We start from the raw sequence: 20,024 nt of genomic DNA, 5'->3' as shown, positions 1-20,024 counted from the left end.
ACTGCAATGTTCTGCAGTGTACCGTCTACCAAGCAAATGCTAGGGTATCAAGCAAACGTTAGGTAGGGTCACATTATGGCAATTACATCGAAGATGCACCACGACGGCGTGCGTGCGGTAACTATGGACTATCCGTCGGTCAATGCACTGCCGGTTGCAGGCTGGTTCGCCATCAGCGACGCCCTGAACGAGGCCGGACAGGACCCGGACACCCGCGTTGTCGTCCTGCGGGCGGAGGGGCGCGGCTTCAATGCAGGCGTCGATATTAAGGAAATGCAGGCAACCGACGGTTTCAGCGCCATTCTCGGCGCCAACCGCGGCTGCTATCTCGCGTTTAAATCGATCTACGAATGCCCGGTGCCTGTCATTGCCGCCGTGAACGGTTTCTGCCTGGGCGGCGGAGTCGGGCTGGCGGGAAGCGCGGACATTATTGTGGCGAGCGAGGACGCGTACTTTGGCGTCCCGGAGGTGGACCGCGGAGCGCTGGGTGCAGCAACCCACCTCTCCCGCCTGGTGCCGGCACACCTGCTGCGCACCCTGTACTACACCAGCCGGACGATTACCGCGCAGCGCCTGGCCGAGCTGGGAAGCGTGGCCGAGGTTGTCCCCGTCGGCCGGCTCGACGAGGCGGCCTTCGCGCTTGCGGATGAGATCGCGGCCAAGGACACCCGCGTCGTCCGCGCTGCCAAGGAAGCCCTGAACGGCATTGACCCCGTCGACGTCGTGAAGAGTTACCGCTTCGAACAGGGCTTCACCTTTGAACTCAACCTGGGCGGTGTCGCCGACGATCTGCGTGACGAATTTGTCGCCGCCGGACCTTCCTCGGCCAAATGACCGGCAAGGTCCTCGATGCCCATGCGGTCATCGATCAGTTCACCGATGGAATGACTATCGGTATTGGCGGCTGGGGATCCCGGCGCAAGCCCATGGCCCTGGTGCGGGCGCTCGTGCGCTCGGGCGTTCGCGACCTGACAGTGGTGAGTTTCGGCGGTCCCGACGTCGGCGTCCTCTGTGCCACCGGGCAGGTGAAGCGGGTGGTGTACGGGTTCGTGACCCTGGATTCGATCTCGGTCGAACCGCACTTTGCCGCGGCCCGCCAATCCGGGGCGGTCGACGTCACGGAGCTCGACGAATCCATGCTGGTCTCCGGCCTCCGTGCGGCTGGACGGCGCCTGCCTTTCGAAGCGACCCGCTCCGGCCTGGGCGCGGACACGCTTGCGGCAAATCCCGCCATCCGCACTATCACCTCACCCTACGACGACGGCGAAGTGCTCGTCGCGATGCCGGCGATCCCCCTCGATCTGGCCCTGGTGCACCTGAACCGTGCGGACGAGCTGGGCAATGCCCAGTGTCTGGGCCCCGATCCGTATTTCGACGATCTGTTTGCCCGAGCTGCGGCCACGACCATTCTCAGTGCCGAGCACATCGTTCCCACGGCCGAGCTCACCCGCAATGCCCACCCCTCCACCCTGCTGTTGAACCGAACCATGGTCGATCATGTGGTGGAGTCTCCGCTGGGTGCCCACTTCACGTCCTGCCTGCCGGACTACGGCCGGGACGAGGAATTCCAGCGCGAATATGCGAAGGCGGCAGCTTCGCCCGATGCGTGGAGAAGCTTCCGTGCGCGCTATCTGGACGTGGACGACGGCGCCTACCGGGCGACCCCGGCAGGTGTGCAGTGAGTGCAATGAGTGCGGTGGGTGCAGTGAACGGAATTACGCGCGCAGAAGTCGCTGTCACTGCGTGCAGCGACCTGTTCCGCGGCCAGCGCGAGATACTGGCTAGCCCCGCGGGGCTGGTGCCCGCCATCGGAGTTCGCCTGGCACTGCTGACCCATGCCCCGGATCTGATGATCAGCGACGGCGAGTCAACGATTCTCGGCGACGTGCCGGCGGTGGACCGGCCAAGCACCGTCTCCGCCGGGTACCTCCCGTACCGAGAGCTGTTCGAACTGATTGCCTCCGGACGCCGCCACGTCGTCATGGGCGGAGCCCAGATCGACCGCTTCGGCAACCAGAACCTCTCAGCCATTGGCGACCATGCCCGGCCCGCCCGGCAGCTGCTGGGCACCCGAGCCGCCGCCACCAATACCGTCAACCACATGACGAGTTACTGGATCCCGCGCCACACCCGGCGCACCTTTGTCGCCAAGGTGGACTTCGTGAGCGGCGTCGGCCGGGACCGGGTCCGCGCCGCCGGACCCGGAGCCTTCCCCTTCCACCGCCTGCACCGGGTGGTGACCAACCTGGGAGTCTTCAATTTCAGCGGTCCGGATTCCAGCATGGCGCTGGTATCGCTGCACCCCGGAGTTGCGCTCGACGAAGTCCGGGACGCAACCGGCTTCCCGCTTCATCTGACCGCTCCCATCCGCACCACCCGCCTGCCGGACGAGCGCGAACTGCAGCTCATCCGGGAGGTGCTCGACCCCCGTACGCTCAGAGAACACGAGGTCCCAGCATGAGTACCGCCAACCGCATCTCCACCCCTCTGACCACGCTTACCGGCGTCGACCATCCCATTGTCCAGACGGGCATGGGGTGGGTGGCCGGACCCAGGCTCGTGAGCGCCACGGCGGAGGCAGGAGCGCTGGGAATCCTGGCGTCAGCGACGATGACGCTCCCCCAGCTCGAAAACGCCATCGTCGCGGTCAAGAGCCGCACGGAAAAGCCCTTCGGCGTCAATCTCCGCGCCGATGCCGCCGATGCGCCTGCGCGGGCCAAGCTGCTGATCAAACACGGGGTCAAGGTTGCCTCCTTTGCGCTGGCGCCGAAGCGTGAGCTCATCGACAAGCTCAAGGAACACGGCGTCGTCGTGATTCCTTCGGTTGGCGCCGCCCGGCACGCTGAAAAGGTCGCAGCCTGGGGTGCGGACGCGGTCATGATCCAGGGCGGGGAAGGCGGCGGGCACACGGGTGCCATCCCCACGACGCTGCTGCTGCCGACCGTCGTCGATGCCGTCGACATTCCCGTCATAGCGGCAGGAGGCTTTTTTGACGGCCGCGGCCTGGCTGCTGCGCTGGCCTACGGCGCCGTCGGTATCGGCATGGGCACCAGGTTCCTGCTCACCTCCGACAGCTCGGTGCCCGAAGACATCAAGCAGCGTTACCTTTCCTTCGGTTTGGACGGCACCGTGGTGACCACCAAAGCGGACGGCATGCCGCACCGGCTGCTCCGCACCGAATTTGTGAATTCCCTCGAGGAAGCGGGGCGGCTGCGGCAGCTGCTGCCGACCCTGCGCCGGTCCCTGCAGTTCAAGGAACTCTCCGGGCAGTCCTGGCTGGAGATGGCACGGGACGGCCTGTCGATGAAGCGCAGCACGGGCAGGAGCTGGAGCCAGATGATGCTGGCCGCCAACACGCCCATGCTCCTGAAGGCAGGCCTCGTTGACGGCGACACCTCTGCGGGCATGCTGGCTGCCGGCCAGGTGGTTGGCGTGATCAATGAGCTGCCGTCCTGTGAAGTGCTGGTTGACCGCATCATCGACGAGGCGGTCCTGCGGCTGAGGGCTGCCGGGGAGGCGTGCGGCAGTACGACCCAACCCGCCCGCTAGCCTCAACACCCAAAAGGCGGCACGCGTCCGGAGACGCGTGCCGCCTTTTGGGCTCCCGGGGCCGGCACGTTCCCGTACCCGGGGCCGGGTGCGTCAGAGGCGCTCGATGATGGTGACGTTGGCCTGGCCGCCGCCCTCGCACATCACCTGCAGCCCGTACCGTCCGCCGCTGCGTTCGAGTTCGTTCAGCAGGGTTGCCATGATGCGGGTTCCGGTCGCACCGATCGGATGGCCCAGGGCAATTCCTCCTCCGTTGACGTTGATTTTCTCCCGATCAACACCCAATTCCTGCGCCCAGGCGAGCACTACGGAGGCGAAGGCCTCGTTGCACTCGAAGAGGTCGATGTCGTCCACGGTCATTCCTGCGCGTTCGAGTGCATATCCGGTGGCGCGGATCGGTCCGGTGAGCATCCAGACCGGATCATCGGCACGGACGGAAATGTGGTGGATGCGCGCACGCGGTGTCAGGGAGTGCGTGGCCAGGGCACTTTCCGAGGCAATCAGGAGCGCGCTGGAAGCGTCGGTGATCTGTGAGGCCATAGCTGCAGTTATGCGGCCGCCCTCCGTGAGCGGCTGAAGTGAAGCCATCTTTTCCAGTGACGTACCCCGCCGGGGCCCTTCATCCCGGCTCAATCCGGCGATCGGCACGATCTCCCCCGCAAATCGTCCTTCATCGGTGGCCAGAATCGCCCTGCGGTGGCTCTCCAGAGCAAACTCCTCCATGTCGCCGCGCGAAATGTTCCACTTTTCCGCAATCATTTCGGCCGAGCGGAACTGTGAAACCTCCTGGTCCCCGTAGCGGGCCAGCCAGCCCGGGGACTGGGCAAAGGGGGTGGTAAATCCGTACTGCTCCCCGAGCGTCATGGCTGCCGAAATCGGAATCGCCGACATGTTCTGGACGCCGCCGGCCACAATGAGGTCGGCCGTTCCGGACATCACGCCCTGGGCGGCAAAGTGCACGGCCTGCTGGCTCGATCCGCACTGCCGGTCTATCGTCACGCCCGGAACGTGGTCCGGCATCCCGGCAACCAGCCAGGCGGTCCGGGCGATGTCCCCCGCCTGGGAACCGAGCGTGTCGGTGCAGCCGAAGATGACGTCATCCACGGCCCCTGGGTCAATCCCGGTGCGCTCGACGAGCGCGGAAATCACGTGTGCGCCGAGGTCTGCCGAGTGGATGCCGGCAAGCGAACCGCCCCGGCGCCCTCCGGGAGTGCGTACGGCGTCGACAATGTATGCGGTGGTCATGGCTGTCCTCTCAGGCCTGCTGGCTGCTTACTGACACGACTTCGCCCGTCATATAGGACGAGTAGCCGCTGGCGAGAAACACCATGACGTTGGCGATTTCCCAGGGTTCGGCGGCGCGGCCGAAGGCCTCCCGCGAGGTGAGCTGCTCAAGCAGTTCGTCCGAGGTGACCTTGGCCAGGAACGGGTGCATGGCCAGGCTCGGTGACACGGCGTTGACCCTGATTCCGTACGGAGCGACGTCGAGCGCCGTTGAACGCGTCAGCGCCATGACTCCTGCCTTCGCGGCGGCATAGTGTGCCTGCCCCTCCTGGGCGCGCCAGCCAATGACCGAGGCGTTATTGATGATGACGCCTTTTGTCTCGTTGCGGACCATGCGCCGTGCAGCGCCGCGCACGCTGCGGAAGGTTCCGGTGAGCGTCACGTCAAGGACTTTGGACCACTGCTCATCGGTCATCTCCAGGATGGAGACGGTTCCGCCCAAGCCCGCATTGTTGATCATGACGTCGACGCCGCCCGCTTCCTCGGCAACGTCGAGAAGCGCTTCGATCTGCTCCTCGACGGTGACGTCGCAGACCGCCCAGCGGACCCGCTCGGCCCCAAATTCCGCGCCGAGTTCCGCGGCGGAAGTTTCCAGCCGTCCGGCGTGGGTGTCACCGAGGACCACCAGGGTCGCGCCTTCCTCCAGGCAGCGCCGTGCTGCCGCAGCACCGATGCCGGCACCGGCGGCCGCGGTCACAACAACGCGCCGTCCCGTGAGCAGTCCGTGGGCGGGAACGTAGGCGGGAACGGGCTGTGCAGAGCGTGCTTCGATCACGCGCGTGCCTCCTTGGGCAGGCCGAGCACACGCTCGGCGATGACATTGCGTTGGATTTCGTCCGAGCCGCCGTACAGCGTGTCCGCGCGGCTGAACAGGAAGAGGGTCTGCAGGGCGTCAAGCTCGTACGGCGCCTCGGAGACGGTGAGCCCGGCCGGTCCGGCCACGGCCATGGCCAGTTCGCCCAGCGAGCGGTGCCAGGGAGCCCAGAGCAGCTTGGTGATGGAGGCTTCGATGCCCTGCTCGCCGCTGAGCGTGCGCAGGCCGTGGAGCCGGAGCATCTCCAGCCCCATGTGGGCCGACACCAGCTTGTCCTGGATGATTGGATCGTTGATGGTGCCGTTGCTGCGGGCCAGGTCGACGACGGCGCCGAGCTCGCGCTGGAACGCGATCTGCTGGGCCAGGGTGGAGACGCCCCGCTCAAAGCCGAGGGTTCCCATCGCCACCGACCAGCCGGCTCCCGGTGCACCAACCACCAGGTCCTCCGCCGTGACGGCACTGTCGAAGAACACTTCATTAAACTCAGAGGTGCCCGTCAGCTGCAGGATGGGCCGGATCTCGACGCCCGGCTGATTCATGGGCACCAGCAGGTACGACAGACCGTCATGCTTGCGCGGCCCGGAACCGGTGCGTGCAATGACAAAACACCAGTCCGCGTGGTGTGCCAGCGAGGTCCAGACCTTTTGTCCGTCGATGACCCACTGGCCGTTGTCCAACCTGGCCTTGGTGGATACGGCGGCCAGGTCCGAGCCGGCCCCGGGTTCCGAGTAGCCCTGGCACCACAGTTCCTCGACCGCCACGATGCGGGGAAGGAAGCGCGCCTGCTGCTCCGGGGTGCCGAAGGCGATCAGTGTGGGTCCGAGCAGCTCTTCACCAAAGTGGTTCACCCGGGCCGGAGCATCAGCCCTGGCGTACTCCTCGTGAAAAATCACCTGCTGGAGCAGGCTCAGGCCCCGCCCGCCGTGTTCCCTGGGCCAGCTGACGCAGCTCCAGCCGTGCTCCGCGAGGTGGCGGTTCCACTCGAGGCGTTCCTCAAAGGCCTCGTGTTCCCGGCCGGAGCCGCCCAGGCCTTTAAGGTTCGCAAACCTGCCCACAAGATTGGATTCCAGCCAGTCCCGGATTTCCCGACGAAACTCGTCGTCTTCCGCTGAATAGTTCAGGTCCACGAAACACCTTTCATCGCCCACCGCCATTGGTCATAAAGTCGAGCTTCGCCTATGCTAGCAAACCAAGCACTTGTTTGGTGAACTACATCACAGCGGTGAGTGTCTCAGAGAGGAGCCACCATGAAGAATGACGATTCCGGCGAGGTTGTAACGTACGAGGTGCGCGGATCCGTGGCCGTCGTCCGTCTGAACCGGCCCGAATACCGCAATGCGCAAAACTCGAAGGTCACGTATGCCCTGGACGCAGCCTTCACCGCCGCCGTTGAGGACGACGTCGTGAAGGTCATTGTGCTCGCGGGCAACGGAAAGCATTTCTCGGCCGGGCATGACATCGGCACCCCGGGCCGCGACATCGACCAGAGCTTTGAGCGCAAGGCAGTGATGTGGTGGGACCACGTGGGCGCCGCGGGTGTCGACTCCCGTTTCGCGAGGGAGTCCGAGGTCTACCTCGGCATGTGCCGGCGCTGGCGGGAGATCCCCAAGCCCATGATCGCCATGGTGCAGGGCGCCTGCATCGCCGGCGGGCTGATGCTGGCCTGGTCGTGTGACTTCATCGTGGCCAGCGAGGACGCCTTCTTCTCCGACCCCGTGGTCCGGATGGGCATCCCGGGCGTGGAGTACTTTGCCCATCCCTGGGTCATGAACCCCCGGGCCGCCAAGGAGTTCCTGTTTACCGGTGACCGCTTCACGGCCCAGCGTGCCCGCGACCTGGGAATGGTGAACCATGTGGTGCCCCGGGAGGACCTGGAGGACACGGTCATGGCCATGGCCGAACGCATCAGCGCCATGCCCCGGCTGGGGCTCGCCCTTGCCAAGAAGGCAGTTAACCAGTCCGAAGACCTGCAGGGACTCCGCGCCGGCATGGACTCCGTCTTCGGGCTGCACCATGCGGCACATGCACACAATGCTGAGGTTGGTGCCGACTCGCTGGCCGGAATGGGAGCCAGGAGCATGCGCGACGCGGCGGTGACCAAGTGAACCTCGATCTCAGCGACGAGCAGCAGGCCTTTGCTGCGCAGGCGCGCGCCTGGCTCAAGGAACACGTACCTGCGCAGCCCCTGCCGTCCATGGATACGGCCGAGGGCTTTGCCGCCCACCGGAAGTGGGAGGCAACCCTGGCCGAAGGCCGCTGGTCGGCAGTGGCCTGGCCCGAGGAGTTCGGCGGCCGCAATGCAGGACTCGTGGAGTGGGTCATCTTCGAGGAGGAGTACTACCGCTCCGGAGCCCCCACGCGGGTGGCCCAGAACGGCATCTCGCTGCTGGCCCCGATCCTGTTTGAACACGGCACGGATGACCAGCGCTCGCGCTACCTTCGCCCCATGACCGACGGTTCGCTGATCTGGGCCCAGGCCTGGTCCGAGCCCGGCGCGGGCAGCGATCTGGCGGCCATCCGCAGCACTGCACGCCGCGACGAGGCACGGGGCGGTTGGCTGCTCAGCGGCCAGAAGACCTGGAGCTCGCGCGCAGTGTGGGCTGACCGGGGCTTCGGGCTTTTCCGCAGCGACCCCGCTGCGGACCGGCACCGGGGCCTGACCTATTTCCTCTTCCCGATGGATGCCCCGGGACTCACTGTGCGTCCCATCGCACAGCTTGACGGGTCAACGGGTTTCGCCGAACTGTTCTTTGAAGACGTGTTTGTTCCGGATGAAGACGTTCTCGGAGCTCCGGGGGACGGATGGCGGGTGGCCATGAGCACCGCCGGCAATGAGCGCGGACTCTCGCTGCGCGCCCCGGGCCGTTTCTGCGCGGCCACCGACCGCCTCATCGACCTGTGGAACGTGAGACAGCACGAAGACCCCTTCGCGCAGGACGCCGTCGTTGACGCCTGGATCAAGTCCGAGGCCTACCGGCTCTACACCTGGGGTACCGTCAGCACGCTCCAGGAGGGCGGGGACATCGGCGCCGAAGGCAGCGTGAACAAGGTCTTTTGGTCCGAGCTCGACATTGCCCTTCATGAGACGGCGCTGTCGCTCCTGGGGCCTGCGGCTGAACTGCGCGGCGCCGCCGGGATTGCCGGCGGACGCTGGGCTGACGACTATCTCTTCTCGATTGCCGGGCCCATTTACGCCGGCACCAACGAGATCCAGCGCAACATCATTGCAGAACGTCTACTCGGCCTCCCCCGCGGCGGCGACGGCAGGAGAGTGTCATGAAGTTTGTCTTGACCGAAGAACAGCAGGCGCTGGCGGAAGCCGTTGACGAGATTATCGAAAGCGCCGGCGGAACAAAGCCCGCACGGACCTGGGGGGCAGGTGACACAGCATCCGGCCGGGCCCTGTGGGCGCAGCTGGCCGAGCTCGGCCTGCTGGGGTTGTGCGTGTCCGAGGAGAACGGCGGAATGGGCGGCACCGCCGTCGACCTCGCTGTTGCCTTCGAACGGCTGGGCTACCACGCTGTTCCGGGCCCGTTCATCGAGTCCGCGGCGCTGCTGCCCGACCTCGTGGATGATGACGTGCGCAGCGGCATTGTTGACGGCTCGATCATCGCCACTGCCGCGGTCCCCGGGCTGGTTCCCTACGCCCTCGACGCCGCTGCAAGCAGCCACCATTTTGTCGTCGACACGGCGTCCCTCTCCGCGGCGTCGGCCGGACCCGGCACCGCATCAATCGACAGGACGCGCACGCTCAGCGAGCTGACCGCCGTCGGCGAGGCAGCCGCCCTGGACCCCGTTGCGGTATCTCTGGCTGTCGACCGGGCCACGCTCGCCTGCTCGGCGATGCTCCTCGGCGCCGGTGAGCGGTTGCTGGCGGAGGCGGTTTCCTATGCAAAAATTCGCGAACAGTTTGGCCGGGCGATCGGCGAATACCAGGCGCTCAAACATCAGCTCGCCGACGTGCGGATTGCACTGACCTTCGCGCGCCCGCTGATCTACGGGGCGGCGCTTGACCTCGGCGGCCCCGACGGCGCCCGCAGCGTCTCGGCCGCCAAGGTTTCCACGGGTGAAGCAGCAGACCTCGCCGCCCGGGTCGCCCTGCAGGTCCACGGGGCCATCGGATACACCGAAGAGCACGACCTGGGCCTGTGGATCACGCGCGTCCGTGCCCTCTTGGGCGTATGGGGAACCCCGCGCCATCACTACACCCGGATCGCGTCACTGCTGCTCTCCCCCGCCGGCTCACAGAACCACTGAGGACACCATGGACTTCTCGCTGACTGACGAACAGAACGACCTCGTAAAGACACTGCGTGCGGTGCTCAGCCGCCATGCGACCTCCGCTGCTGTCCGCAGCGCTGCGGACTCTGAACCCGGATTCGACCCCGGGCTCTGGCGGGTCCTGACTGAAGAGGTGGGGGTCGCTTCACTGGCAATTCCCGAAGAGTACGGCGGAGCGGGAGTGAGCTGGTTTGAAACCGGCCTCGCCCTGGAGGCCCTCGGGTACTATTTGGCGCCCAGCCCGCTGCTGGCCTCCGCCGTGCTGGCCGCCTCCGCGATCCTTGAGTCCGGCAACGAAGAGGCCAAGCAGCGGCTCCTGCCCGGAATCGCCGAAGGCAGCAGGATCGCCGCGCTGGCCTGGGCGGACGGCCGCGGCACCTGGAGCACCTCCGGTTCGGGCATCACCGCATCGGCCGCAGGCGCCGCCGGAAACCCCGGCGGTGACGCCGCCGCAGAACAGTGGACGCTCACCGGAACGGCAACCCTCATACTCGACGGCGGCAGTGCCGATACCCTCATCGCGGTGGCGGTGACGCCGGACGGCGTCGGACTGTTCGAGGTGCTCGACGCCGGTTCGGTCCAGCGGGTCAACACACCGGCGGTGGACACCACGCTGAACTTCACCACTATGACGTTCTCCGGAGTTCCGGCGCGTGCGCTCTTGCCGGACGCCGCAGCAGCGCTGGAAAAGATCCGCGACATCGCCGTGGTTGCCGTGAGCTGCCTGCAGGTCGGTACCGCCCAGCGCGGCCTGGACATGAGCGTGGAGTACTCCAAGCAGCGCGTACAGTTCGGCCGGCCCATCGGTTCCTTCCAGGCACTGAAGCACCGGATGGCGGACATGCTCCTGCAGGTGGAAACGGCGCGCACCACTGCGTGGGCCGCGGCCTGGTCGGCGGGAACGGAAGCTGCCGACCTGCCGGAGCGGGCCGCCGCCGCAGCTGCCTGGTGCTCGGACGCGCTCGATCACGTGGCGTCGGAAACCGTGCAGCTTCACGGCGGTATCGCGATCACCTGGGAGCATGACGCGCAGCTTGTCTTCAAGCGGGCCCATGCGACCGGGCAACTGTTCGGACAGGCGCGCGAGCACCGCCGCCGTCTGGGTGTGCTGCTGGGCATCATGCCGCAGCCCGCCGGTGCAGCGCCGGAACAGAGGGAACGGGTTTCCGCTGTGCTGTGACCCCCGCACGGCTCCGGGGCGACGCCTGGGCGCCGTGCTAGTCTGACTACCAAACAAGCGCTAGGTTTCGCAATGATGCGGGAAATGAGGACCGGATGCCCGATAAGAGGATTGGCCTGAGTGAGGCGGTTTCGTCCATTGAGTCAGGAATGACCGTTGGCATCGGGGGGTGGGGTTCCCGGCGCAAGCCCATGGCTTCGGTCCGCGAGCTGCTGCGCAGTGACGTGACGGACCTGACCGTCGTCGCCTTTGGCGGTCCCGACGTCGGCCTGCTGGTTGCCGCCGGCAAGGTCCGCAAGCTCATCTACGGCTTCGTGTCGCTGGACAGCATCGCCCTGGACCCGCTGTTTACCGCAGCCCGTGAACGCGGCGAGCTCGAGATCAATGAATATGACGAAGGCATGTTCGTCACCGGGCTGCGCGCCGCAGCCTCGCGGCTGTCCTTCCTGCCGACGCTGGCCGGCATCGGCTCCGATGTCATGGCGGCTAATCCGCATCTGAAGACCGTGGCATCCCCCTACTCCGACGACGAGTATGTTGCTGTGCCGGCGACGCCGCTGGACGTGGCCCTGATCCACGTGAACCGCTCCGACAGCGGCGGCAACGCGCAGTTCCTGGGCCCGGATCCGTATTTCGATGACCTGTTTGCCATGGCGGCAGCACGCACCTTCGTCACCACCGAGCGAATCGTGGAAACGGAGGACCTGCTGGATGAGGGCTCCTTCCACACCCTGATGCTCAGCCGCATGTACGTCACCGGCGTCATCGAGACGCCCCGCGGGGCGCACTTCACCACCTGCGAACCGGACTACGGCCGCGACGAGGCGTTCCAGAAGCGCTATGCCGCCTCCGCCAAGGACCCTGAAAGCTGGCGCGCCTTTGAAGACGAGTTCCTCGGCGGCGACGAAGCCGCCTACCACGAGGCGGTTGCCCGCTTCCACGCAGTACAGGAGAAGAAGTAATGACCGCAGACGCCACCATCGCCGAAATCTGCATCGCGGCGTGTTCCGACACCTACCGTGAATCCGGCGAGATCCTTGCGCATGCCGTCGGCACGATCCCGACCATCGGAGCCAGGCTCGCCAAGGTCACCCACTCCCCCGACCTGGTCCTCAGCGACGGGGAGGCCTTCATGATGAGCGAACCGCCGCCGCTGGGCAAAACGGCAGCCGGCGGAGGAGTCATCGAGGGGTGGGCCCCGTTCCGCCGCATCTTTGACATTGTGGCCAGCGGACGGCGGCAGAGCATGATGGGCGCCAGCCAGATTGACCGCTTCGGAAACCAGAACATTTCCCTGATCGGCGACTGGAACAAGCCCAAGCGCCAGCTCATTGGCGTGCGGGGAGCTCCGGGCAACACTGCCAACCACCGGGTGGATTACTGGGTGTCCCGGCACAGCGTGCGCCTGTTCGTCGAGGCGGTGGACATGGTTTCGGGTGTCGGAAACGATCGTGCGCGTGCGGCCGGCACCTCGATGCGGTTCCACCACCTGGGCGTGATTGTCACCAATCTGGCCGTCCTGGGTTACGACGGCGGCGGCCGGGTCACGGTTCTCTCCGTCCACCCCGGGGTCGATCCTCAGGAGGTCATCGACAACACCGGCTTTGCCCTCGAGGCGGAGGGTGCTCCGCTGACCCGTGTTCCCACCGATGAGGAGCTGCACCTGATCCGCGAGGTGCTGGATCCGCGCGGGAGCCGGTCCCGGGAAGTCCCGAACTAGACCGGCTCCTGACGCGGATTAGTCCTGCAGGAGGCCTGAGTGGATCAGCTCCAGGAAGTGGCGGCCGGCACTCTCGGCGGAGTGCCGGCCGCCCGGGCGGAACCAGCGCACCGTGGACCAGACGGCGTCACGGATGAACCGGTACGTCATGGCGGAATCCAGGTCCGCGCGGAAGACTCCCTCGCGCTGGCCTTCCTGAATCACTTCCTGCCAGATGGATTCAATGCGGGCACCTTCTTCGGCCACGAATTCGAAGCCGGGGAGGTTGGCCAGAAACGCTGCCTCATTCTGGTAAATGCCAACGGCGTCCGGTTGTTTCTCGATAGTGACAAAGGCGGTCCGGACGAGTTCGTCAAAGACATGCCGCGGTCCGCCTCCGGCGGCGGCAATCTCCTCCGACCGCTGCCGCAGTCCGCCCTGGAAGGACCGCAGGATTTCCTCGAGGATCGCTTCCTTGGAGGAGAAATGATGGTAGAGGCTGCCGGAGAGAATACCCGCTTCGTCGGCAATGTCGCGCACCGTCGTCGCGGAGTATCCGCGGGTGGCGATCAGGCGGGCGGAAATCGCCAGCAGCTGTTCCCGGCGGTCGGACCCCTGCTCGCCGGCCGCTGGTTCCGTCTTTTTGCGCGTTGCCATCATTTCTCCTCGTATATAAATTCACCCAAGCATTTGCTCAATTCTCCCGTATTTTAGGCACGTTACTGTATTAGCCGCGCCATTGCGTTTTTTGTCACACGGAATGAAAGGATTCCTCGATGCATCTCTCCGACGCACGGACCATTCCCCAGCTGCTTGCCGGCATGGCGCGGCTCGGCGACCACCCCGCCGTCGTCGCCGCGGGCACTGCCGTCTCTTACCGCGAACTCGGTGAACGCATCGCGGAGGCCGGGCGCGCCTACCTGGCCCAGGGGGTGAGGCCGGGTGACCGGGTGGGCCTGTGGGCCCCGAACCGACTGGACTTCATCCTGGCCATGCTGGGTGCACAGTCAGTCGGTGCGGCGGTGGTGCCCCTGAACACCCGGTACACCGGCCACGAAGCCGTAATGATCCTGCGGCGCTCCGGTGCGTCTGTCCTGGTGGTTGCCGACGATTTCCTCGGCCGCCGGCCGCTGGAAACGCTGCGTGCAGCGGCTGCGGAAGCCCTCGGTGACGGCGCTGCGGAGCCGGGTCATACAGTTCCGGTGCCGGGTCTGCCGAAGGTGCGGCTTGTTGTCCGGCTGGACGGTCCGGCGGACGAACCCGGGGAGAGCAGCTGGAAGTCCTTCCTCGCGGACGGCGCAGGCCAGGAGGCGCCTTTCGCTGCGGCGGCCGCCGCGGTACGGCCCGACGACGTCGTCGACATCCTGTACACCTCCGGAACCACAGGCCTTCCCAAAGGCGTCATGAGTGCGCACCGGCAGACACTGGGCGTGGCCCGGGCCTGGGCTGCGGGCGCTGAGCTGTCCGCCGGGGACCGCTACGCCGTGGTCAATCCGTTCTTCCACGGTTTCGGCTACAAAGCCGGAGTAATTGCAGCGCTCCTGGCCGGGGCCACCATCTATCCGGTGGAAATCTTTGATGCTTCCGCGTTGCTGGACCTGGTCCAGAAAGAACGCATCAGCGTCCTGCCCGGCGTGCCCACCATCTTCACCTCGCTGCTGAACCACCCGGATCTGAAGAGCTATGACACCTCGTCCCTGCGCTTCGCCATTGCCGGCGCTGCAACTGCCCCGGAAACACTGTTCCGGGACATGTCGGAGGTGCTCGGCTTCCGAACCGTGGCACAAGCGTACGGCATGACCGAATGTGTGGTGGCCACACTGTCCCGGCCCGGTGAATCCCTGGAACACGCCAAGCAGACCACGGGCCCCGCAGTTGAAGGCGTCGAGATCCGCGTTGTCGATGCAGCCGGAAACGATCTCCCCGTCGGTGAAGACGGCGAGATCCTGCTCCGCGGCGAGAACGTGATGCTGGGATACTTCGATGACCCGGAGGCCACTGCTAATGCCGTGGACGCCGGGGGCTGGTTCCACACCGGCGACATAGGCCGGCTGGACGAGCACGGGTGCCTGAAGATCACGGACCGTTTGAAGGACATGTTCATTGTGGGCGGCTTCAACGTCTACCCGGCGGAAATTGAGAACGTGCTGCGGCAGCACCCCGCCGTCAACGAATCCGCCGTGGTTGGCGTTGACGACGAACTGATGGGGTCGGTGGGCAGGGCTTACGTTGCCCTGCTGCACGACGCCGATCCGATGCCGTCGGCTGATGACCTGGCGGCCTTCTGCAAGACCAGGCTGGCCAATTACAAAGTGCCCCGCAGCTTCGTCATCGTCAACGATTTTCCGCGCAACAGCACCGGCAAGGTTCTGAAGTCAAAGCTGTGAGCCGATAACCCGGCACTGATCGTCAGCACACGCTAAAGGGCGGTTGCGGGGGAGTTCCCGCAACCGCCCTTTCGCGTCACTGCAGCCGGTCGAGGCAGCAGCTAGCTCAGCCGCTCCAGGATCATGGCCATGCCCTGGCCGCCTGCGACGCACATGGTTTCGACGGCGAACTGCTCGTCGCGCTCCTGCAGCGCGTGGATCGCCGTCGTGGTCATGCGTGCCCCGGTCATGCCGAAGGGGTGACCCAGGGCAATGGCCCCGCCGTTGACGTTGACCTTGTCCGGGTCGATGCCGATGTCGTCAATGGAGGGCAGCACCTGGGCGGCGAAGGCTTCATTGAGCTCCATAATGTCCATGTCGCCGATGGACATCCGGGCGTTGGCCAGTGCCTTGCCCACGGCGTCGACGGGGCCCAGTCCCATCAGTTCCGGCGTCATGGCTGCGACGCCGGTCGAAACGATCCGGGCCAGCGGCGTCAGGCCCAGTTCGGCCGCGCGGCGGTCACTCATGATGACCAGGGCGGCGGCGCCGTCGTTCAGCGGGCAGCAGTTGGCCGCCGTGACGGTGCCGTGTTCGCGGAACACCGGCTGCAGTGTCGAGAGTTTCTCGAGCGTGACGCCTGCGCGCGGGCCGTCATCAGTGGAGACAACGGTTCCGTCGGACAGGGTGACCGGGGTGATGTCGGTTTTCCAGAAACCGCGGACCGCGGCGGCCTCGGCGAGGTTCTGGCTTCGCACCGCCCACTCATCCTGAGCCGCGCGGGAGACACCGCGCAGCTGTGCCACGTTCTCGGCGGTGTCGCCCATGGCAATGTAGATGTCGGGGTGTTCTCCGCGTTCCCGCGGATCACTCCAGCGGGCCTCGGGGTCCTTGGCCATGGCCTTGGTGCGCTCCATGCCCTCGAAGTATGCGGGGTTCTTCGTATCGGGCATGCCGTCGGACTTGCCGAAGCCGAAGCGTGAAACGGTCTCTACGCCGGCTGAAATGAACACGTCGCCTTCGCCGGCCTTGATCGCGTGCAGCGCCATCCTGCTGGTCTGCAGGGACGAGGAACAGTAGCGGTGCACCGTGGTCCCCGGAACGGAATCCAGGCCGAGCTGCATGGCCACCATGCGGGCAATGTTGTAGCCCTGTTCCCCCGCCGGCTGGGCACAGCCCATCATCAGGTCATCGATGGTGGAAGGGTCGAGGCCGGGCACGGCGTCAAGGGCAGCCCGCACCATCTGCGCCGCGAGGTCGTCGCCGCGCATCCCGCGCAGTGAACCCTTATTCGCCCGGCCAATGGGTGAACGTACCGCAGAAACAATTACCGCTTCGGTCATCAGTGTGCTCCTTCTACTTCATGAGGTTTGAGAATGTCGGCGTGCGGGGTGTGCGCCAGGAAGGCGGGCCATTCGCCGCCGCCGTCGACGTCGAGCACTGCCCCGGTAATGTGGCTGGCCAGCGGCGAGGCCAGCATGACGCAGGCCGCACCGATCTCGCCGGGCAGGGCCAGCTGTCCGCGGGGAATGGTGGCTGCCACGCGGGCGTAGCTGTCGGCGTCCCCGTAATGATCTGCCGCGCCCTCGGTGGCCACCAGGCCGCAGCTCACGGCATTGATCCGGATCCGCGGCGCCCACTCAACCGCCAGGCTGCCGGTCAGGCTTTCGAGGGCGGCCTTGGCTGCCCCGTAGACCGCAGTGCCCGGACTCGGGCGGCGGGCGCTGATCGACGTGATGTTGATGATGGATCCGCCCTGCTCCTGCGCCATCATGACCGGGTGCACTGCGTTGGCCAGCTGTGCCGCAGAAAGGAAATTCAGCTCGGTTATCGCGCGCTGGTAGCGGGCCGAACCGGCTTCAAAGCGCCCGAACGGTGAACCTCCGGCATTGTTGACCACCACGTCGATCCGTCCGCGGCGCTGGACGACGTCGGCCACCCAGGCGCGCACCTGCGTATCATCGCGCACGTCCACGGCGCTGAAGTTCACCCCCTGCACTGCGGTTCCGGCTGCCGGTTCCGGTTCTGTCCGGCCGCAGATTTCGACGACGGCGCCGGCGTCAATGAACGCCTCGACAATGCCGGCACCCACACCGCGTGCACCTCCCGTGACGAGTACAACCCAGTCTGTGAGATCGATAGTTATCGACATCGGTTCCCTGTCCTTTCTTCGCGACGGCGCGAATGGTTCACACTGTACCAAGCAAACGCTAGGTTGTCGTTTCTCGACCTGCCCCTGTTGTCCTGCCGGTCGTTATTACCGGTGACACTGCTTGCCTTTGGTGGTCACGCCTGGCGCGACGGAGCACCAAAGTACGCCCGCTTCAGGTCTTCCAGATCGACTGAGGCAGCAGGCCCGGCGAGAACATTGCGGCCCATATCCACAACCACCACATCATCCGCGATGGCCACAGAAGCTTCGACTGCCTGTTCCACCAGCACTATGCCAATCCCGGTTTCTTTCAGTTCGGCAACCCGCTGCATCACTTCCTTGACGACAACCGGAGCGAGGCCGCCGGACGGCTCATCCAAAAGCAGCAGCCGCGGCTTCGCCATCAGTGCGGAACCAATCGCCAGCATTTGCTGCTGGCCGCCGGACATGCTGCCGGCCGGAAGGGAGCGTTTCTCTTTGAGGATCGGAAACAGTGAATAGATGCGCTCGATGTCCTCATGCAGCAGGGCACGCCGCACCTTGCGAATCCGGCCGCCGAGGAGAAGATTCTCCTCAACGGTTTGAGCGTGCAGGACGCGCTTGCCCTCCTGTACATAGGACATGCCCATGCGCACCCGATCCGCCACCGAGCGCCTGTCGATCGGCTCGCCATCGAACTCAATGCTGCCGCCTGCGAGTTTGTTCAACCCCGATACGGCGCGGAGCGTCGTGGTCTTGCCGGCACCGTTGCGGCCCAGCAGCACAGTCAGCCGTCCGGCCCGCACCTCAAACGACACATCGCGGACGACCGTCAGGTCCCCGTACCCCGTGACCATTCCTTCCACCTTGAGCAGTGGTGCCTGCGTCACTGCGTTCATCGCCGGCCCTCCGGTTCCATCATTGTTTCCTCATCTGCTTCAATGCCGAGGTACTCGTTGAGCACGCGCGGATTTGCCGCGATCTCGGACGGCGTACCTGCCGCCATGACCTCTCCGTGTGCCAGTACCGTGATGGTGTCCGCCAGGGAGAGCACCAGTTGGAAGTTGTGCTCGACCAAGACCACGGTCCCGCCGGCTGCTGTCACTTTGCGGACCACCTCAGAGAGCATCTCCACCTCGTGTTCATCCAAACCCGAGGCCACTTCGTCCAGGAGCAGCACTCCGGGGCGGGAGATCAGAGACCGGGCGACCTCGAGCATCCGGCGCATGCCAAGGGGCAGCGATACGGCCTCGACATCGCGGTACTTAGAGAGGCCCACCAGTCCCAAAACGCGCTCGGCCTCGCTTGCGTCCTCCCGTCGGACGCGGCGGAACCCGGGTAGCTGGAAGATTGCCGAGGCAATGGACGCGCGGTTGGACATATAGCGCCCTGAGATGACGGCCTCAAAGACCGTGATCCCTTCGGGAATGTTGGGAGTCTGGAAGGTGCGGGCCGCACCGGCCCGCGCCACGGTGTCTGGACCGGTGGAATCGAGCCGGTGGTCATCTATGGAGATGACCCCTGTGTCCGTTTTGTAGAATCCGCAGACCATGTTCAGCAGGGTTGTCTTGCCTGAACCGTTGGGGCCGATAATGGCCGTCACCCGGCCGGGCTCCGCTGCCAGTGAGACACCTTTTAGCGCTTTGTTCCCGCCGAAGGCCTTCGAGACGTTATCGATGATCAGCCTCTTGCCGGCAAACCCGGTGAGTGCACTGTCTGCGGGTGAAACCGCTGCCGCGTGCCCCGGTCCGGCCTGCCGTGCCCGGGTATCAAGCCGGGCGACCGTCGTGCGCAGCAGACCGGCGATGCCGCCGGTCAGGAACACGCCCCCCACAATGAGGAATACTCCGGTGAAAAGCAGGGAGTACTCCTGGAACTCACGGGAGCTGTTGGTTGCAAACTGGAGGATGGCGGCTCCCACCAGGGCGCCGTAGATGCTGGCCGAACCGCCCAGAATGGAAGCTGCCAGCACCGTGGTGGCAAATCCGAACGCGAAGGCCTCCGGGGACACGTAGAGGTCGACATTGGCGAACAGGACACCGGCCAGGCCTGCGGGAACAGCGCCGAGCGCGTAGGCCGTGAGCTTCATCCGGAAGACCGAAATTCCCAGCGACGCGGCGAGCACCGGACTCCGCTTCAAAACACGGAAGGCCACGCCGTGCCGGGAAACAATGATGTTGCGGACCACAACGAACCAGATGATGACGACCAGCGCCACCACCATGAACAGCGTGTCATCAGTGACGCGCTGTCCGAACAGCGTGGGCGGTGCGATGCCGGTGAGCCCGTTTCGACCTCCGGTCACATCTTTGAAGATTGCCAGCACGTCCGGCAGCAGGAGCACGAGGAAGAAGGAGGTCATGGCCAGAGACCAACCACCCAGCCGCAGGCCCGGGACACCGGTGAGAAGCCCAACGACGAGGGCGGCCAGCGCCCCGGCGGCCAGCTGAACCAGAATCTCGGTGTGTCCGGCCTTGGACATGAGCCCCGCTGTGTAGGCGCCGGCGGCATACACGGCAGGCTGGCCCAAAGCCAGCTCGCCGGCGTAGCCGAGGCTCAGGTTAAGGCCACTCACCACAAGAGCGAGAATGAGCGTGAGCTGCACCTGCCGCTGCGTGGAGTAAGGGATCCCCAACAGGGGAAGCAGAACGATGATGATTCCGATCAACAGTGGAAACACCCAGGCTGGCAGCGCGCGGAGTCGAACCCATAATGCCATG

At 65.6% G+C, this 20,024-nt stretch carries 19 protein-coding genes; 11 read left to right on the top strand and 8 right to left on the bottom strand.

Annotated elements, in window-relative coordinates:
- Positions 1-75: 75 nt before the first annotated feature.
- Genes M1D40_RS08855 through M1D40_RS08840 form a run of 4 tightly spaced genes read left to right on the top strand, consistent with a single transcriptional unit; the run spans position 76 to position 3,549 of the window.
- Positions 76-834, top strand: coding sequence for an enoyl-CoA hydratase family protein (locus M1D40_RS08855; protein WP_461170955.1), 759 nt, complete (start codon positions 76-78; stop codon positions 832-834).
- A complete protein-coding gene (locus M1D40_RS08850; protein ID WP_461170954.1) occupies positions 831-1,682 on the top strand; it encodes a CoA transferase subunit A in 852 nt (283 codons plus the stop codon). The genes M1D40_RS08855 and M1D40_RS08850 overlap by 4 nt, the downstream gene beginning before the upstream one ends.
- A 5-nt stretch (positions 1,683-1,687) precedes the next feature.
- Entirely contained in the window at positions 1,688-2,461 is a 774-nt protein-coding gene (locus M1D40_RS08845; protein ID WP_461171035.1) for a CoA-transferase subunit beta, read from the top strand.
- Positions 2,458-3,549 carry an NAD(P)H-dependent flavin oxidoreductase gene (locus tag M1D40_RS08840; protein WP_461170953.1) on the top strand — a complete coding sequence of 364 codons (1,092 nt, stop codon included), beginning with the start codon at positions 2,458-2,460 and terminating at the stop codon, positions 3,547-3,549. The genes M1D40_RS08845 and M1D40_RS08840 overlap by 4 nt, the downstream gene beginning before the upstream one ends.
- A 93-nt stretch (positions 3,550-3,642) precedes the next feature.
- Here M1D40_RS08840 and M1D40_RS08835 read toward each other — a convergent pair whose 3' ends face one another.
- From M1D40_RS08835 to M1D40_RS08825, 3 genes are read right to left on the bottom strand one after another with little or no spacing between them, the layout of a single operon-like run.
- Complete coding sequence (locus M1D40_RS08835) at positions 3,643-4,794, bottom strand: acetyl-CoA C-acetyltransferase (protein ID WP_461170952.1); 1,152 nt, start codon at positions 4,792-4,794, stop codon at positions 3,643-3,645.
- Positions 4,795-4,804: 10 nt separating this feature from the next.
- Positions 4,805-5,608, bottom strand: a complete 804-nt coding sequence (locus tag M1D40_RS08830; RefSeq protein WP_461170951.1) for an SDR family oxidoreductase — start codon at positions 5,606-5,608, stop codon at positions 4,805-4,807.
- Complete coding sequence (locus M1D40_RS08825) at positions 5,605-6,774, bottom strand: acyl-CoA dehydrogenase family protein (RefSeq protein WP_461170950.1); 1,170 nt, start codon at positions 6,772-6,774, stop codon at positions 5,605-5,607. The genes M1D40_RS08830 and M1D40_RS08825 overlap by 4 nt, the downstream gene beginning before the upstream one ends.
- Before the next feature lie 120 nt (positions 6,775-6,894).
- Here M1D40_RS08825 and M1D40_RS08820 point away from each other — a divergent pair, with 120 nt between their 5' ends.
- From M1D40_RS08820 to M1D40_RS08795, 6 genes are all read left to right on the top strand, one after another.
- Positions 6,895-7,752: an enoyl-CoA hydratase gene (locus M1D40_RS08820; RefSeq protein WP_461170949.1), complete on the top strand. Its 858-nt coding sequence runs from the start codon at positions 6,895-6,897 to the stop codon at positions 7,750-7,752.
- The gene (locus M1D40_RS08815) at positions 7,749-8,927 is read left to right on the top strand and encodes an acyl-CoA dehydrogenase family protein (protein WP_461170948.1); all 1,179 of its coding nucleotides are present in this window, start codon (positions 7,749-7,751) and stop codon (positions 8,925-8,927) included. The genes M1D40_RS08820 and M1D40_RS08815 overlap by 4 nt, the downstream gene beginning before the upstream one ends.
- Positions 8,924-9,904: an acyl-CoA dehydrogenase family protein gene (locus tag M1D40_RS08810; RefSeq protein ID WP_461170947.1), complete on the top strand. Its 981-nt coding sequence runs from the start codon at positions 8,924-8,926 to the stop codon at positions 9,902-9,904. Before M1D40_RS08815 ends, M1D40_RS08810 begins: the two co-directional genes overlap by 4 nt.
- A 7-nt stretch (positions 9,905-9,911) precedes the next feature.
- Complete coding sequence (locus M1D40_RS08805; protein WP_461170946.1) at positions 9,912-11,108, top strand: acyl-CoA dehydrogenase family protein; 1,197 nt, start codon at positions 9,912-9,914, stop codon at positions 11,106-11,108.
- A 95-nt stretch (positions 11,109-11,203) separates the two neighbouring features.
- Positions 11,204-12,070, top strand: a complete 867-nt coding sequence (locus M1D40_RS08800) for a CoA transferase subunit A (RefSeq protein WP_461170945.1) — start codon at positions 11,204-11,206, stop codon at positions 12,068-12,070.
- Entirely contained in the window at positions 12,070-12,828 is a 759-nt protein-coding gene (locus tag M1D40_RS08795) for a CoA-transferase subunit beta (protein ID WP_461170944.1), read from the top strand. Before M1D40_RS08800 ends, M1D40_RS08795 begins: the two co-directional genes overlap by 1 nt.
- Before the next feature lie 18 nt (positions 12,829-12,846).
- On the opposite strand, the gene M1D40_RS08790 is transcribed toward M1D40_RS08795, so the two are convergent.
- A complete protein-coding gene (locus M1D40_RS08790; protein ID WP_341393010.1) occupies positions 12,847-13,464 on the bottom strand; it encodes a TetR/AcrR family transcriptional regulator in 618 nt (205 codons plus the stop codon).
- A gap of 119 nt (positions 13,465-13,583) precedes the next feature.
- On the opposite strand from M1D40_RS08790, the gene M1D40_RS08785 reads away from it, so the two are divergent.
- Positions 13,584-15,194 (top strand): AMP-binding protein, encoded by a 1,611-nt coding sequence (locus M1D40_RS08785; RefSeq protein WP_461170943.1) that lies wholly within the window; start codon positions 13,584-13,586, stop codon positions 15,192-15,194.
- Positions 15,195-15,295: 101 nt separating this feature from the next.
- On the opposite strand, the gene M1D40_RS08780 is transcribed toward M1D40_RS08785, so the two are convergent.
- From M1D40_RS08780 to M1D40_RS08765, 4 genes are all read right to left on the bottom strand, one after another.
- Positions 15,296-16,516, bottom strand: a complete 1,221-nt coding sequence (locus M1D40_RS08780) for an acetyl-CoA C-acetyltransferase (RefSeq protein WP_461170942.1) — start codon at positions 16,514-16,516, stop codon at positions 15,296-15,298.
- Entirely contained in the window at positions 16,516-17,325 is an 810-nt protein-coding gene (locus M1D40_RS08775; RefSeq protein WP_461170941.1) for an SDR family oxidoreductase, read from the bottom strand. The genes M1D40_RS08780 and M1D40_RS08775 overlap by 1 nt, the downstream gene beginning before the upstream one ends.
- Before the next feature lie 134 nt (positions 17,326-17,459).
- The gene (locus M1D40_RS08770) at positions 17,460-18,194 is read right to left on the bottom strand and encodes an ABC transporter ATP-binding protein (RefSeq protein WP_461170940.1); all 735 of its coding nucleotides are present in this window, start codon (positions 18,192-18,194) and stop codon (positions 17,460-17,462) included.
- A gap of 5 nt (positions 18,195-18,199) precedes the next feature.
- Complete coding sequence (locus M1D40_RS08765; protein WP_461170939.1) at positions 18,200-20,023, bottom strand: branched-chain amino acid ABC transporter ATP-binding protein/permease; 1,824 nt, start codon at positions 20,021-20,023, stop codon at positions 18,200-18,202.
- Between the last annotated feature and the right edge of the window lies 1 nt (position 20,024).

Source organism: Arthrobacter sp. Z1-15 (genome assembly GCF_054792395.1).
The sequence above is the reverse complement of the archived record's forward strand: the minus strand, read 5'-3'. Positions and strand labels throughout refer to the sequence as shown.

Bases quoted from the DNA above. Each gene is read 5' to 3' on its own strand.
- M1D40_RS08855 (WP_461170955.1), top strand. From the start codon at position 76: ATGGCAATTACATCGAAGATGCACCACGACGGCGTGCGTGCGGTAACT.
- M1D40_RS08850 (WP_461170954.1), top strand. From the start codon at position 831: ATGACCGGCAAGGTCCTCGATGCCCATGCGGTCATCGATCAGTTCACC.
- M1D40_RS08845 (WP_461171035.1), top strand. From the start codon at position 1,688: ATGAGTGCGGTGGGTGCAGTGAACGGAATTACGCGCGCAGAAGTCGCT.
- M1D40_RS08840 (WP_461170953.1), top strand. From the start codon at position 2,458: ATGAGTACCGCCAACCGCATCTCCACCCCTCTGACCACGCTTACCGGC.
- M1D40_RS08835 (WP_461170952.1), bottom strand. From the start codon at position 4,794: ATGACCACCGCATACATTGTCGACGCCGTACGCACTCCCGGAGGGCGC.
- M1D40_RS08820 (WP_461170949.1), top strand. From the start codon at position 6,895: ATGAAGAATGACGATTCCGGCGAGGTTGTAACGTACGAGGTGCGCGGA.
- M1D40_RS08810 (WP_461170947.1), top strand. From the start codon at position 8,924: ATGAAGTTTGTCTTGACCGAAGAACAGCAGGCGCTGGCGGAAGCCGTT.
- M1D40_RS08805 (WP_461170946.1), top strand. From the start codon at position 9,912: ATGGACTTCTCGCTGACTGACGAACAGAACGACCTCGTAAAGACACTG.
- M1D40_RS08800 (WP_461170945.1), top strand. From the start codon at position 11,204: ATGCCCGATAAGAGGATTGGCCTGAGTGAGGCGGTTTCGTCCATTGAG.
- M1D40_RS08795 (WP_461170944.1), top strand. From the start codon at position 12,070: ATGACCGCAGACGCCACCATCGCCGAAATCTGCATCGCGGCGTGTTCC.
- M1D40_RS08790 (WP_341393010.1), bottom strand. From the start codon at position 13,464: ATGGCAACGCGCAAAAAGACGGAACCAGCGGCCGGCGAGCAGGGGTCC.
- M1D40_RS08785 (WP_461170943.1), top strand. From the start codon at position 13,584: ATGCATCTCTCCGACGCACGGACCATTCCCCAGCTGCTTGCCGGCATG.
- M1D40_RS08780 (WP_461170942.1), bottom strand. From the start codon at position 16,516: ATGACCGAAGCGGTAATTGTTTCTGCGGTACGTTCACCCATTGGCCGG.
- M1D40_RS08775 (WP_461170941.1), bottom strand. From the start codon at position 17,325: ATGTCGATAACTATCGATCTCACAGACTGGGTTGTACTCGTCACGGGA.
- M1D40_RS08765 (WP_461170939.1), bottom strand. From the start codon at position 20,023: ATGGCATTATGGGTTCGACTCCGCGCGCTGCCAGCCTGGGTGTTTCCA.